The 13,532-nt window shown below is 32.1% G+C and carries 12 protein-coding genes; all 12 read right to left on the reverse strand.

The window, feature by feature from the left end; all coding sequences use genetic code 11:
* Positions 1 to 139: 139 nt before the first annotated feature.
* Positions 140 to 1,327 (reverse strand): sodium/glutamate symporter, encoded by a 1,188-nt coding sequence (gltS, locus tag HPRAE_RS09480; RefSeq protein ID WP_014553986.1) that lies wholly within the window; start codon positions 1,325 to 1,327, stop codon positions 140 to 142.
* Positions 1,328 to 1,364: 37 nt separating this feature from the next.
* Positions 1,365 to 1,904: a Fe-S-containing hydro-lyase gene (locus tag HPRAE_RS09485; protein WP_014553987.1), complete on the reverse strand. Its 540-nt coding sequence runs from the start codon at positions 1,902 to 1,904 to the stop codon at positions 1,365 to 1,367.
* A gap of 12 nt (positions 1,905 to 1,916) precedes the next feature.
* Positions 1,917 to 2,759, reverse strand: coding sequence for a fumarate hydratase (locus HPRAE_RS09490; RefSeq protein WP_014553988.1), 843 nt, complete (start codon positions 2,757 to 2,759; stop codon positions 1,917 to 1,919).
* A 223-nt stretch (positions 2,760 to 2,982) separates the two neighbouring features.
* On the reverse strand, positions 2,983 to 5,028 hold the full coding sequence (locus HPRAE_RS09495) for a sigma-54 interaction domain-containing protein (RefSeq protein WP_014553989.1): 2,046 nt from the start codon (positions 5,026 to 5,028) through the stop codon (positions 2,983 to 2,985).
* 109 nt (positions 5,029 to 5,137) lie between these two features.
* Positions 5,138 to 5,473 carry a DUF4387 domain-containing protein gene (locus HPRAE_RS09500; protein WP_014553990.1) on the reverse strand — a complete coding sequence of 112 codons (336 nt, stop codon included), beginning with the start codon at positions 5,471 to 5,473 and terminating at the stop codon, positions 5,138 to 5,140.
* Positions 5,474 to 5,493: 20 nt separating this feature from the next.
* Positions 5,494 to 6,855 (reverse strand): acyclic terpene utilization AtuA family protein, encoded by a 1,362-nt coding sequence (locus tag HPRAE_RS09505; RefSeq protein ID WP_014553991.1) that lies wholly within the window; start codon positions 6,853 to 6,855, stop codon positions 5,494 to 5,496.
* A 21-nt stretch (positions 6,856 to 6,876) separates the two neighbouring features.
* Positions 6,877 to 8,130, reverse strand: a complete 1,254-nt coding sequence (locus HPRAE_RS09510; RefSeq protein WP_014553992.1) for a methylaspartate ammonia-lyase — start codon at positions 8,128 to 8,130, stop codon at positions 6,877 to 6,879.
* Positions 8,121 to 9,596: a methylaspartate mutase subunit E gene (locus HPRAE_RS09515; RefSeq protein ID WP_014553993.1), complete on the reverse strand. Its 1,476-nt coding sequence runs from the start codon at positions 9,594 to 9,596 to the stop codon at positions 8,121 to 8,123. Before HPRAE_RS09515 ends, HPRAE_RS09510 begins: the two co-directional genes overlap by 10 nt.
* Positions 9,556 to 10,998 carry a methylaspartate mutase accessory protein GlmL gene (gene glmL / locus HPRAE_RS09520; protein ID WP_041607017.1) on the reverse strand — a complete coding sequence of 481 codons (1,443 nt, stop codon included), beginning with the start codon at positions 10,996 to 10,998 and terminating at the stop codon, positions 9,556 to 9,558. Before glmL ends, HPRAE_RS09515 begins: the two co-directional genes overlap by 41 nt.
* Before the next feature lie 53 nt (positions 10,999 to 11,051).
* A complete protein-coding gene (gene glmS, locus HPRAE_RS09525; protein ID WP_014553995.1) occupies positions 11,052 to 11,519 on the reverse strand; it encodes a methylaspartate mutase subunit S in 468 nt (155 codons plus the stop codon).
* Between the two features lie 632 nt (positions 11,520 to 12,151).
* On the reverse strand, positions 12,152 to 12,712 hold the full coding sequence (locus tag HPRAE_RS09530) for a FlgO family outer membrane protein (protein WP_014553996.1): 561 nt from the start codon (positions 12,710 to 12,712) through the stop codon (positions 12,152 to 12,154).
* A 4-nt stretch (positions 12,713 to 12,716) separates the two neighbouring features.
* A complete protein-coding gene (locus tag HPRAE_RS09535; RefSeq protein WP_014553997.1) occupies positions 12,717 to 13,526 on the reverse strand; it encodes a hypothetical protein in 810 nt (269 codons plus the stop codon).
* Positions 13,527 to 13,532 lie beyond the last annotated feature (6 nt).

Below are 13,532 nucleotides of genomic sequence, written 5' to 3' on the forward strand. Positions count from 1 at the left end.
AATTTTAAAATTTTAACTTAACTGCACCTAAATTTAGCTTATTTTTTCAGAAAAAAATAGTGTCAGGAATCTTAATTAATTTTAAGCCTGACACTAATTAAAACAATTTAATTAAAAGCATTTTTATTACCTAAATAATTTAAGCAATTAAATTTGCAACTGTAGTAATAATTATAGCATTTGTAAAGTCAATTAAAAAAGCTCCAACTATTGGTAAAACAAAAAATGCCCTTGGCGCAGAACCAAATTTATCAACTAGAGCTTCCATATTAGCTACTCCATTCGGGGTTGCTCCCATACCAAAACCACAAATACCACCAGATAAAACAGCTCCATCATAATCTTTATTCATTAGTTTGAATACAACAAAATAAGCCATTAAAGCCATAAAAATCGCTTGAGCTATTAAAATAATAAGCATTGGTCCTGCTATATCAGCAAGTTCCCATAAACGCAAGCTCATCAAAGCCATTGACAAAAAGATATTAAGTCCAATACTACCAATTAAATTATTAGCTTTGCTATTTATTTCCCATTTACCAGTTGCTTCTCCTAAATTAAGTATTAAAGCAGCAATAATCATTGCACTTATGTAAGCAGGTAAAGTAAAATTTAAACTATCAAAGAATTTTTCAACTACAGAACCAAAACTCATAGCAATTAAAATTACCATAAAAGTTTTAAAAATACTTTGGTAATTTAATCTTTCTTCTTGCTCACCCTTCTGCTTATTCTCATATTGCTCAGGCTGAGGATTTAAATTGTTTTTTTCAATTAATTTTTTACCAATTGGACCTCCAATTAAACCACCAATAACAAGGCCAAAGGTTGCAGCTGCCATTGCTGCTGTCAAAGCACCCTCAATTCCATACTGCTGTTCAAATAGCTGCCCAAAAGCTGCTCCAGTTCCATGACCACCAATCATCGAAATAGAACCAGAAAGTAGAGCCATTAAAGGATTAATATGCAGTATTTTAGAAAGCACTATCGAAATAGCATTTTGACCAAGAGCTATAAAAGTTGCCACAAGCCAAAATAAAGCTACCTGAATCCCTCCTTTTTTTACTAACTCTAAACTAGCACCTAAGCCTACAGTAGTAAAGAAGACAATCATTGCTGGACTTTGTAAACTAGTATCAAAATTTAAAAATAAAACTCCACTTTCTCTCATAATTAAATTTAAGAAAGCAAATAAAATACCCCCAATAACTGGAGCCGGTATACAAAACCTATCCAGAAAATCAACTTTAGATCTGACCCAGTTCCCAAAATAATAAATCACAACTGCCAAAGTAATTGTTTGAATCATGTCTAAATTTATTTCCATAAATACCACCACTCCTATTTAAGTTTTTTTAAGATAATCAGCTATCCCCCTTTTGATATAAATTATTAGCTTCTGCATCAATTACAACTGTTGCTGGAAAATCTTCTACTTCTAATTTTCTCACAGCTTCTGCCCCTAAATCTTCATAGGCAATAATTTCAGCTTTTTTTATTCTCTGGGCAATTAAAGCTGCTGCTCCACCAGTAGCTGCAAAATAAACTGCTCCTTCTGCCTGCATAGTATCAATAACTTCTTGGTTTCTTAAACCTTTACCAATCATTCCCTTTAAACCTTCTTTAATAAAAGCTGGAGCAAAAGGATCCATTCTATAACTTGTTGTTGGTCCAGCCGAACCTATTGCCTGACCAGGTTTAGCAGGAGCAGGTCCTACATAGTAAATTATCTGATTTTTCAAAGCAAAAGGTAATTCTTCTCCTTTTTCTAAACTAGCTAACATTCTAGCATGAGCAGCATCTCTTGCAGTATAAATTGTACCACTAATTAAAACACTATCTCCTGCTTTTAATTCCTTAACTTTTTCTAAAGTTAAGGGAGTTTGTATTTTTACCTTACTCATTTTATCAGCTCCTTAAGCTAAAATTCTTGTTTGGTGTCTTGTAACATGACAACTAATATTAACAGCAACTGGTAAACCAGCAATATGAGTTGGATATTTTTCTATTTTAACATCTAAAGCTGTAGTTAAACCACCTAAACCTTGGGGACCAACATCTAATTGATTTACTTCTTTTAATAATTGTTTTTCCAAAGCAGCTGTTTTCGGATCAGGATTTCTAGCTCCTACTTTTCTTAATAAAGATTTTTTAGCAATTAAAGCAGCTTTTTCAAAAGTACCACCAATTCCCACTCCTACAATAATTGGAGGACAAGGATTTGGACCTGCTTCAGCAACTGTTTTTAAGACAAATTCTTTAACTCCTTCAACTCCAGCAGTTGGTTTTAACATTTTAATCTGACTCATATTTTCACTACCAAATCCTTTTGGAGCCACAGTTATTTTTAAGCCATCCCCAGCCACAATTTCTGCATGAATAACAGCTGGTGTATTATCTTTAGTATTTTCTCTATCTAATGGGTCACTTACAACTGACTTTCTTAAATAACCTTCTTTATAACCTTTAGCAACTCCTTGGTTAATAGCTGAGTAAAGCTCTCCACCTTCAATTACAGCATCTTGACCTAATTCTACGAAAACAACAGTCATTCCTGTATCCTGACAAATAGGTACTCGTTCTTTTTTAGCAATTTTAGCATTTTCAATTAACTGTTCTAAAATATTTTTTGCGACCTCAGATTCTTCTTTAGCTAAAGCTTCTTTATAACTTTGAACAATATCATCACCTAAATTATAATTAGCTTCCATACACATTTCAGCTACTTTATTTGTAATTTCTGCAGCTTTTATTCCCATTTTTTTCCCTCCTAATAATAATTCACTTATATATTATGCAGATCTCATTCCATAAATCTAAAAAATAAAAATATTTAGAATTATTATCCTAAATATTAGTGTTTAATCATTTATTAATTTTTTTAAAACTTATTTTTAGAATAATAGACTCCAAAAAAAGATCAATAATTTGGTTAATAAAAGTTAAATAGGCTCTTAACTTAACCCATTAAACCCATTATTTTTAATCAGAAACTGTTTTTAAAACTTTAATTCCCTTTGCAGTTATAGTTGTTCCCTGCCTACCAACTCCAATTTCAACCATATTTTGAGCCTCTAATTTATTTAATCTACTTCTCACCATTTGGGGTGATAAATAAAGATCATTTACTTTGGCATTTTCGGCTATTTCTCTTCTACCTGTTCTGTGGTCTAACTGTCTGGCCAAATATAATTCATTTAAAATAAATAAGTATTCTTTTTCTTCACCTAAGTCTAACTTCGCTAACTCATTTTCTTGAATATTAGTTTCTTTTTGATTTTTCCTTAAAAAATGAGGTGGCAGATCTTGAATCCCAATTTCTCCTGTATAAATTTGAACTAAATATTCAATACAATTTTCTAATTCGCGTACATTTCCCTGCCAATTATAATTATATAATTTACTAATTAATGGCTTTGATAATTCCATATCTTTGGCATCAAATTTATTAAAAAAATATTCAATTAATAATAAAATATCTTCTCTCCGCTTCCGCAGAGGTGGAATAAATAAAGAAAGAACATTTAATCTATAATAAAGATCCTCCCTAAATTCTCCAGTCTGGATTAACTGATATAGATCTTTATTTGTAGCAGCCACAACTCTAATATCAATTGGTATCATTTTAGTGCCACCAATTCTCATTATTTCTTTTTCCTGCAAAACTCGCAGCAGCCTGGCCTGAATATTAGCAGAAATATCTCCTATTTCATCCAAAAATATCGTACCTGTATGTGCCTGCTCAAAGACTCCGGGTTTACCACCCTTTTTAGCTCCAGTAAAAGCTCCCCCTTCATATCCAAAGAGCTCACTTTCTAACAGATTATCAGGAAAAGCTGCACAATTAATAGCCACAAAAGGATTTTGAAAACGATCTGAATAATTATGGATTGATTGGGCAAAAAGTTCTTTACCAGTACCACTTTCACCCTGAATTAAAATAGTCGATTCGCTTTTAGCAATTTTTTTCGCCTTTTTTATTACCTTTTTTATTTCTTTACTTTGACCAATAATATTTTGAAAATTATACTTAGCAATATGGCCTTTTTTCTTCAGTTTCAGTCTCAAATCAGCTTCTAATTTTTTAATATCTGTAACATCTTTAAAAGTTGCTAAAGCCCCAATAATCTTCCCATCCATTTCAACTGGAACCCTAGTACTGACTATTTTATTATTGCCAACATCTTGTAAAGCATTTTTATGTACAATTTTATTAGTTAAGATTTGATCTAATTTTGTGTTAGGGATAGTTGGAGCAACTTTTTTACCAATCACTGCTTCAGTTTTCATTGAAAAGATTTCTTCTGCTTTTTGATTAAAAATTTCTATTTCTTGATCTTGATTAATATAAATAATTCCATCATGGACATGGTTCATAACTGTATCTAATTTTTTATTTGTTCTTTCCTGATCTTTAATCCGATGGTTTAATCTTTTACCCATTGTCACTAATTCTCTAATATAATGTGAAGATAAAAAATCAAAATTAGTATCCATAATCCCCATTTTAACAGCGATTTCTATAATAGTAGTAATATCTAAAACTCGACTGCCAATATTAACAACGCGCTCAATATAATCAGGAATTAAATGTTCTTCTCCTAAATTAATAGCAATTTTGACATTAGCTGGTGCTTTTTTACCAGGATAATATGGTATTAATTCTAAATGATTAATCCCTACTTCTTCTAAAAGAGATTTGGCCTCATAAGCCCCTAATTTAGTATCATTAATCAATAAAACACGGCTCTGATCATTAATTTTAATTAAATCTTCTAAATAAGAAATATTAAGTGATCTTCTGGCAATTAAAACGTCACTTTGAGCAAAAATATAATCATCTATATTTTTTTCTTTAATCAATGACTTTGTAGTCAAAACCATATCTGACTTAATTTTTTGAGATTTCAACTCTTCAGTTGTTAAATATTTAATCATTATTTTATCTGCAAAAATATCATTTAACTGTCTTCTAAATAAATTACTGGTAACTTTACTAATTGTTAAAACAACTAATTCTTTTTTCAACTCTTACACCTCTTAACAAAGCAAATAATATCAAATGAAATCGGGCTATTTGGCTCTTTTATCTAATCTTTTTAGTTCAAACAAGCAAATAGCCCATTTCAAATTTAACTTATAAAGGTATTTCTATATTTAATAAAGGAGCATGCTGTTGGGCTCCATAAACATCTGTTTCACCAACATCACCAGAAGCAAAAGGTCTAATAATAGTAACTTTAATTGCCTTGGCAGGATCATAGTTTATCACATTAATCACATTTTCAACAGGAATATCATATAATTTAGCAATTAATTCCTTATTGATGGCTGCTGATTTTTTGACTTTTTGATAAATTTCGAAATTCTTAAAAATAAAGTCAAATGTTAATTCAAAAGGGCCAGCATTTTTACTTCTAATTACATCAACTAATTCTGTAATTTTTCTAAGCTTAGCTTGAGAAATGATCATCACCTTCTTTATTTTATAATTTAAAGTTCTTCAATTTTAATTGGAAAAAGACTAGTTGGATCTTGAACAGTTATTAAATGATGGAGATTAAATTCATAAACTTCCCCAGCTTTAAGATCAGAAGGAGAATAAGGAAAAGCCAAATTACCTGCAGTAGCAACTCGACCTGGATAACCATAATGAAGCATAGTTGAACGAGCAAAACTACAAATAGTATTTGCTAAATCTTGAGTTTTAGCTACTACCTCAATTATAATTCCAACTTCATGTGAATTAATTTCTGTTTCTGGCTCTAACTTACCCATTACAGCATTTTCACCATAGATTCTAAAAATAAGTTGGTAATCATCCTGATCTAATTGATCAAAATTATCTCGCACAGTATCCCGCACAACTTTTTTAATATGATCTAATTGCTTAATCATAATTGGATCTCTAGTTCCTGCTATAGAAACTGTTCTATAACCTACTTTTTTGGCTCCTTCTAACTTAACTGTATAAGCTTGATCTTCAACAAATTTACTACCACTAACCTTAACTCTTCTTTCATCTAATTGCTCAAATTTAGAGTTAGTTAAATCAATAACCCCACCTGGACCATGTAATTTAAATGGATTTGCTTTTTCATATAAAGTATGAGCTGCAACAGAAGTAGTTGTACAGCGTCTTTTAGGATTAAGAGGTTCTAAAATAAAATGATCTTTAGTTAAAATCCCAAACATACTATCACTACCACTGCCTGGATTAGCAGCAATAGCAGCACACTCCATAATTTTACCCATATGTAAAGCTAAACCTTTAGGGAAACCATGTTTAACACAAAAACCAGCAAAAACAGTTGGATCATAAGCTCGACCAGCAATAATAACATCTGCCTCAAGCTCTAAAGCTTTAATAAAAGGCTCAACTCCCATTTGACCAACTATTCTGGTCGAATCTTCAATATCTTCTTCAGTTATTGCTGGAGCTGGAAAAAGAGCTTCAACCTGATCTTTTTCATATCTCTTTCTAATTTCTTTTTTATCTAATTCTGAAGAAATTGTAGCTAATTTAAAACTTAAGTCTTCTTCAGCAACTATTTCTTTGACAATTTCAATTCCCCAATCTAAATGAGGTTGACCACCAGACCCTCCCATTGTTCCTACAATAACAGGTATATTTCTTGCTTGACCTGCCTTAATCATTAATCTTAAATCTCTTTTAACAGCTGTTCTATCAGTAAAAGAAACACCTGCTCCCAGATAATAAGGTCCTGGGTCAGTAGAACCTGCATCAACTGCTATTAAATCAGGCTCCATCTCTAAACCTTTTTCAAAAGACTCTTTAGGAAAACCGTAGCCTAAAATTGCTGTCGGCGATAAAATTCTTAATTCCTTTTTCAAGAATATCACTCCAATTAATTATTATTTATTAGCTTCATCTTTGTATTTTAATATTTCTAAAATGCGATTCATTTCATTTTTAACAATCATAATTGCTTCATCTACACCCATTCCTGGTTTAGCAAGTACTTGATCAGGTTGAGTAGCTAAAGCTAAGTTAACACAGATTCTAGAAGAACGATCTGTTTCATTACAAGTTCCTCCCTGATAAGCACCAACATTATTTTCCTTACAGTACATTACAGCTTCAATAGTGTTGTTTATACCACCTAAGTCAGGAGTCTTGATCTGAACCACATCTGCTGCCTCATGGTCTACAAATAATTTAATATCTTCTAAAGTATTACACCACTCATCAGCAACTAATTCAACTTTTATATCTCGGCGAGCTAATTCATCTTTTAGAGCTTTCATATCTTTAATCTGGGCTTCTCTACTACCTGAATCCATTGGACCTTCTATTCTTAAATCATATGGCTCAGCTTCTGCTGCTAATTCAGCTAAATAATCAGCCATTTTAACTGGATCATTATCAAAAGCAACACCTATTGTTCCATAAACATCAAGGTGAAAAGCAGGGTGATACTCTTGATCAACAGCTATTTTTTTGATTCTGTTTTTTAACCAATTAACATATTCTTTTAATTTTTCACCATTTTTACCTAATTTCTCTTCTACATGATTAATCAAACCGTGTGGTATAACTTCAGCCTGTTTAATAATCATTTTATCAGCATTTAAATGTCTGCTATCACCAGTTTGAGAAAAAACTGGTACAGGTTTAGGATCTAGTTCTAAATTATATTCTTCAGCAACTATTTCTGCCATTGTCTTATTTTTTGCTTGAGCAACAGCACTTAATAAAGCCTGAGTAATTCCATATCTTAAGGCTGTATGCATTCTTTTACCATTAATTTTTAAGCTATCAAATTCTGCTGCTAATTCTTTAAAATTATCAACTTCACGACCTTCAAGACGTGGTGCAATTTCTGCTTTAATTACTGGTAGAAAATCATCTGCTAAAAATAAGGGATCTCTACCTCCTGCTCCTGAATACTGAACAGCTGCACAATCACCATAAGCAATTTGATCATTTTCTAAAATAATCATAATCGAAATTGACTCTCCAGCCTGTCTTACCTTAGAAAAACCAGGAGTTTGGGCCTTACCAATATAAGTTGCTCCATCACCTTTAGCCTCTCCCTTAACTGCAGCCTGATCATCAAAATAAAAGCCTGTATATCCTTTGGATGCTAATACTTTTTTTATTTGCAAGAGTTTTCCTCCTTTTTATTCTTTTTAGGACGCCCAACAAGTTCTCCTTGACCTACAGCATAAATATCATCAATTACCATCTGGAAACTAGCTTCTCTACCTTCATCTTTACCTCTATCCTCTAATTTTTTCTGGTGGAATTTAACTATTTCTTCTGTAAAAGGAAGATTACCATGGTCTAAATAACGAACAGCCCCTTCATTATCACGAGCAGGTAAAATTTTGCCTGCATTAAAACGACTAGGAGCAAAAGGAATATCAATTACACCTGCTTTAAAGGCTTTAACTACACCTTGAGCTAAATCTCCCTTACCTAATTCTAAAACATGATCCATTATTTGCTTTGTTTCTTTTTTAATCATTTCTTTTTCTTTTTCTAATTTATCATTTGAGGCTAAACTTTGGTCTCTTAACATATTAATAACCTGTTTACTTGCTTTAAGTCCTTCAGCATTTGCTTCTTTTGTAGGGATTCCCAAAGCCTCATGTGTTGTTTTAGTAATAACTTTAGTTGCATTTCCTAAAGCTGCAGTTGAAGCTCCCCAGGAAATAACTGCAAAAGCTTGGGCTTCATCTTGGGGAAAACCTCCCATCCACTGATGGAAAACAGTAGTTAACATTATATCTTTAAAATCAGCAAAATATTCTGCTGCTAATTCTCTCAAAGATTCTAAAGCTGCAACATCTTGGACTAAGTTTCCACATTGACCATAACCTAAAGTTAAATTTTTAACTCCCTGTTCTGCAGCCAAGAGTCCTTCCACTAAAGCTACAGTATGAGAAACAGATGGGGGAACTAAAGTACCAGTTAAAGGTCCAAAAGGTTCTCTGTTAATAGAGATCCCATTTTCTTCATAAAGACCAACTAAACGATCAACATACTGCCAATCATAAATTGTTCTTTCAATAGAAACTTCTTTTGCATACGGAATATTATAAGAAATTCCTCCACCTTCAAAATCAGTAAAACCACCTGCTAGTGTTATTTCGGCTAATAAGCGAGCATCTGGGGTTCCATGTCTAACTTGTAAAGGTGAAGCTAAAGCTTCTACAACTTCTCTACAACCTTGAACTCCATGATTCACAGCTGGAAAACCATTTAACATTGATCTTTTTTCTTCTCTACTTTCTTTAATTCCAGCTTCTGCATCTTCGTAATTATTTTGTCTTGTATAACTATCTATTGTTGTTGGTAAAATATCTGCTTTACCTTCATCTTGCAAAAATCTAAGTAATTCTATATGTTTATCGATTAAAGCAACTCCCGCTCGTGGCTGAATAAGAGTAATTCCACTTTCTTTAGCTTCTTTTAATTTGGCAGTAACTCTTTTTTTAGGCTCTATATTTTTTTGATATTCAATAGCCTCTTCTAAGTCCACATCTTGACCAGTAGGCCATTGTTTTAAAACTTCTTCTCTAATTTGATTAAACTTTTCTAAACTCCATTTTTTGTTTTCTATTTTCATCTTTTCTACCTCCTATAGGGGATAAATATTTTCTAGCAATCTCAAAGGCAAGCTCTGAATCAACTCCTGCCAACAAACCAATTGCTGATAATAGATATTTTTGATCGAGCATCATTTTTGGTGCTTTAGGTGCTAAAACAGTTGGATTTGATTCAGTATAAAAACTAGCTCTTAAGATTTCGGAAGCAGAATCATTATTAATCAAAACTCCGCCTGTCCCTATTATTAAATCAAGCTCAGTTAAGTCTTTACCATATTGAGCATAGTTTTCACCAAATGGACCATAAACTGCTTTAATCCTACCAACATGTCTAGCTACAGCATTTTTAGCTGCAGCACTAGCAATTGCAATTTCAAATCTTTTTTCTTTTTCAGTTTGCGGTATGTATTCAATATTTGAATTTATTTTTTTTATATATTCAAATAATTCTTCTGATTTTTGGCCCTCAAGATAACTTAATAATTCCTTTTTAGTCACCGAATCAGCTAAACTCGGAGCACTATATCTCATCCCTAAATCTCCTTCAACAGTTCTTTTAAGATAAGGTTCTTCTAAACCTCTTAAACTAACTTTAGCTTTAGTTGGATAACCATCAGCAGCAGAATGAATATCAGTTGTTGCTCCACCAATATCAACTACCATTAAATCTCCAAATCCAGCCTGATTTTCAGTTCCAGTAGCAATTAATTCTGCTGCTTTCATTACTGCTGAAGGAGTGGGCATAATTAAATCATCTATATGTTTTTTAGCTTTTGATAAACCTTTAGCATATATAATCTTATCTAAAAAAACTTTGCGAATAGTTTGCCGCACAGGTTCAATATTTAATTTTTCTAATTTGGCCATTACATTTTCAGTTAAATGAACTTCTTTACCAGCTTTAGTCAATATTTGTTCTACTTCATCTGCTGCAGCCTTATTACCTGCTACCACAATTGGGGTCTGATCTAAATTTGTGGGGGCCAGCTTTTTGGCATTATTTAGTATTATTTCTTTATTTCCCCCATCAGTACCACCAGATAAAAGGATTAAATCAGGGTTTTTAGTTTCTATTTCAGCAATTTCAGCTTTATTTAATTGATAGGAATAAGTCCCGATCACTTTGGCTCCTGCTCCCAGGGCTGCTCTTTTAGCCGCTTCTGCTGTTAGACTAGGCACTAAGCCAATTACAATCATTTTTAGTCCACCAGCCGCACTGCTGCAAGCTAATTTTTGATCTATACTAGCCAGATCTTCTCCCTGAGCTTCTAATTTAGTAAATACTTTTTTAATACCTATATTTACATCATTCCAGACAGTAGTAATTGCTTTTGCAGCAGCTAGTAATCGGGCTTGATCAAGATCAAAAACAACTCCTTTTGTATAAGTGCTGCCAATATCAAGTAATAATATCTTTTTCATTTCGCCACCCCAATCTAATTTCAAAAAATTGCTTGAATCTTAAAAAACAAAATTTAATCATCTAGACCTAAATCTTTTTTCAAATCTGCTATTGATACTTCAGGCATTGTTCCTGGAGGATAAACTCTATCAAAACCCATCTCAAGAAACTTTTTCTTAACTGGTTCCCAATCTTGTTTTCCAACAACAAGATTACCACCAACATAAAGTAGTACATCATCTAAACCAGCTTCAACACATTTAGCCTTAAAGCCCTTACAATCCATTTCTCCATGTCCATATAATGAAGAAACTAAAATAACATCAGCATCTGTTTCTACAGCAGCATTAATAAACTCTTCTTGAGCAGCTAAAACTCCTATATTAACTACATTAAATCCAGCTTGAGTAAAAGCTTCTTCCAGAATTCGATTGCCAACTGCATGAACATCAGAGCCAATAACCCCAATTACTAGAGTTTTTTGTTCAGTTTCCTGTTTGTTTTCTGTTTTTTGTACTTCTTTTGTTTTAGTTTTTTGCATTAGCTAACCCACCTTTTTGATTTTTTAAATTAATCAAACTATTGCAAATAAAAAATTAAACTTTAACTTTGCATCTAAAATATATTGCATATCCTATGCCAAAATCAAAGTTTGAGCTAAAAAAGTCTTTTTTTGTTAGAATTATTAGTTTGACTAAAAAAATAACTGTTTTGACTTAAATTTAGAGCCTAAAATTTGTCGAATTATCGACTAAAAACTTTTGTAAAAAAAGTTATGAGATTTAATGGGGTGTTTAACTCCTTTAACTAGTTTAAAATAACCCATTAACCCAATTAGAAAATTATTTGCAGTTAGAAAAAGCTTCCCTCTTTCATCAAATTTTAAGCGAAAATAAAAAGGGAAGCTCTCTTTTGGATTACATTATATAGTATTTTCTGAAAAATTGCACCCTTAATTTAAAAAAATATTAAAGACCCTACTTTAAGGTTGTAAAACGGGTTATCAACGAGTTAATCTAAGCTCTGAGATAAGAAGTTGCAGTCTCGCTGGTAGAACTTCTATTAACTGTTTTAATTAAAAATTCCCTGCTTAATAAAAGAACTTTATTATCCTTTTATCAGCAGGGAATTGCTTTTTTTATAGCTTTTATTTTGTTTTGAATAATTTTAATTTTACTGCATAGTTCGCTGAATATAATTTTCACCTAAAAGTGAGTGAATAAGCTCATCTTTATCAATTACTAACTTAGTTGCAGAGTAAATATAGCCACTTTCTATAGAAACTAATTTGGCCATTAAATGTATTTCTTTTTTAATACTATAATATCTACCAATAATTATACTGTCTGCACCTAAGAGTTCACCAATTTTTTCAGAGGTTTCTTGTTTTAAAACTCCAGAAGTCATTCTATCTTGTTCTTCTAAAATAGAATTTAAACGCTGGCGTTCTAAAACCTTAATTTTTGAACCACCAGTATTGGTTAACTTAATAATTAAATCTTCACTAATAAAGTTACTCAATTTTGTTTTTTGATTATTTTGATTTAAAAAATCAGCAACTGCTAGCTTATAGTCTTGATCAGCTGGAAGCTGCATAAAAAGTTCTGTTGTTAAATCAGAAACTATTTTATCTAGAGCATCATTTAAATTATCGGCTGCTGCTGGCCCAGCTGCTAAAACCAGAATCAGCAGAGTTAAAACTAAATATTTATTTAATAATCTATTGATTTTCAAAAATTTACTCATCAATTACAGCAACAACATTAGCTTGTCTAAATACTTTAGTACTTTCTAATTCTCTATTAATTACTGCTGCATCTCCATTACTAACAACTACAACTGTACCAGCTTCACCACTAACATTAATCGCTTCTACAATTAAAGGATTATCTCCAACTCTAGGTAATTCAGAAGCTCTTTCTACTGAAGGAGCAAAACCAACTAAGCCTTTATCTACAGCTGGTTCAAATAAAGCCTTAGTATTATCATAAACAACAGTTCCATTTTCGGCTTCAATTCTAAACATTACCTGTGGTTTTAAATCAACATTGCGGGCATCAATTACCAGACCTGTATATTCTGTTTCTTTAGCAGCTGGTTTAGTGGCAAACTCTGTACTCTGTTTTTCGTAAAAAACTCGGTTAAATTCATCAATATCTTTACGCATAGTTACTTGATAAATTCCTTCTTCCCAGTTTTCACTTCCTCTAACAACATAAGTTCCATTAATAAAACCTTCTAAACTTTGATTAATTTTAGAATTTGCCATCGCATTTACTACTGTTACATCTTTAGTAATATGTACTCCTTTGATATATTCCAACATTTTTGCGCGAGCGTCAACAATTGCCCCTTCTCTAGCTAAAACCTTAGCCTGAGCCGCATTTGACATATTATCAGGTGCTACTGCCATCCCTACTGTCTCAACTGAGCCCTTAAAATATTTAACCATTACATTTGATACTAAATCTTCGTCTGCACTAACTGCAGTTGCCAGTGTAAGAACTAAAAATGTTGTAATTAATACTGCTGTTAATAGTTTTTTCATTATTAT

It is taken from the genome of Halanaerobium praevalens DSM 2228, from assembly GCF_000165465.1.
Classification (GTDB): Bacteria; Bacillota; Halanaerobiia; order Halanaerobiales; family Halanaerobiaceae; genus Halanaerobium; species Halanaerobium praevalens.

Excerpts from the sequence above, each read along its gene's own strand:
- gltS (WP_014553986.1), bottom strand. The coding sequence starts at position 1,327 with ATGGAAATAAATTTAGACATGATTCAAACAATTACTTTGGCAGTTGTG.
- HPRAE_RS09485 (WP_014553987.1), bottom strand. The coding sequence starts at position 1,904 with ATGAGTAAGGTAAAAATACAAACTCCCTTAACTTTAGAAAAAGTTAAG.
- HPRAE_RS09490 (WP_014553988.1), bottom strand. The coding sequence starts at position 2,759 with ATGGGAATAAAAGCTGCAGAAATTACAAATAAAGTAGCTGAAATGTGT.
- HPRAE_RS09500 (WP_014553990.1), bottom strand. The coding sequence starts at position 5,473 with ATGATCATTTCTCAAGCTAAGCTTAGAAAAATTACAGAATTAGTTGAT.
- HPRAE_RS09515 (WP_014553993.1), bottom strand. The coding sequence starts at position 9,596 with ATGAAAATAGAAAACAAAAAATGGAGTTTAGAAAAGTTTAATCAAATT.
- glmL (WP_041607017.1), bottom strand. The coding sequence starts at position 10,998 with ATGAAAAAGATATTATTACTTGATATTGGCAGCACTTATACAAAAGGA.
- glmS (WP_014553995.1), bottom strand. The coding sequence starts at position 11,519 with ATGCAAAAAACTAAAACAAAAGAAGTACAAAAAACAGAAAACAAACAG.
- HPRAE_RS09535 (WP_014553997.1), bottom strand. The coding sequence starts at position 13,526 with ATGAAAAAACTATTAACAGCAGTATTAATTACAACATTTTTAGTTCTT.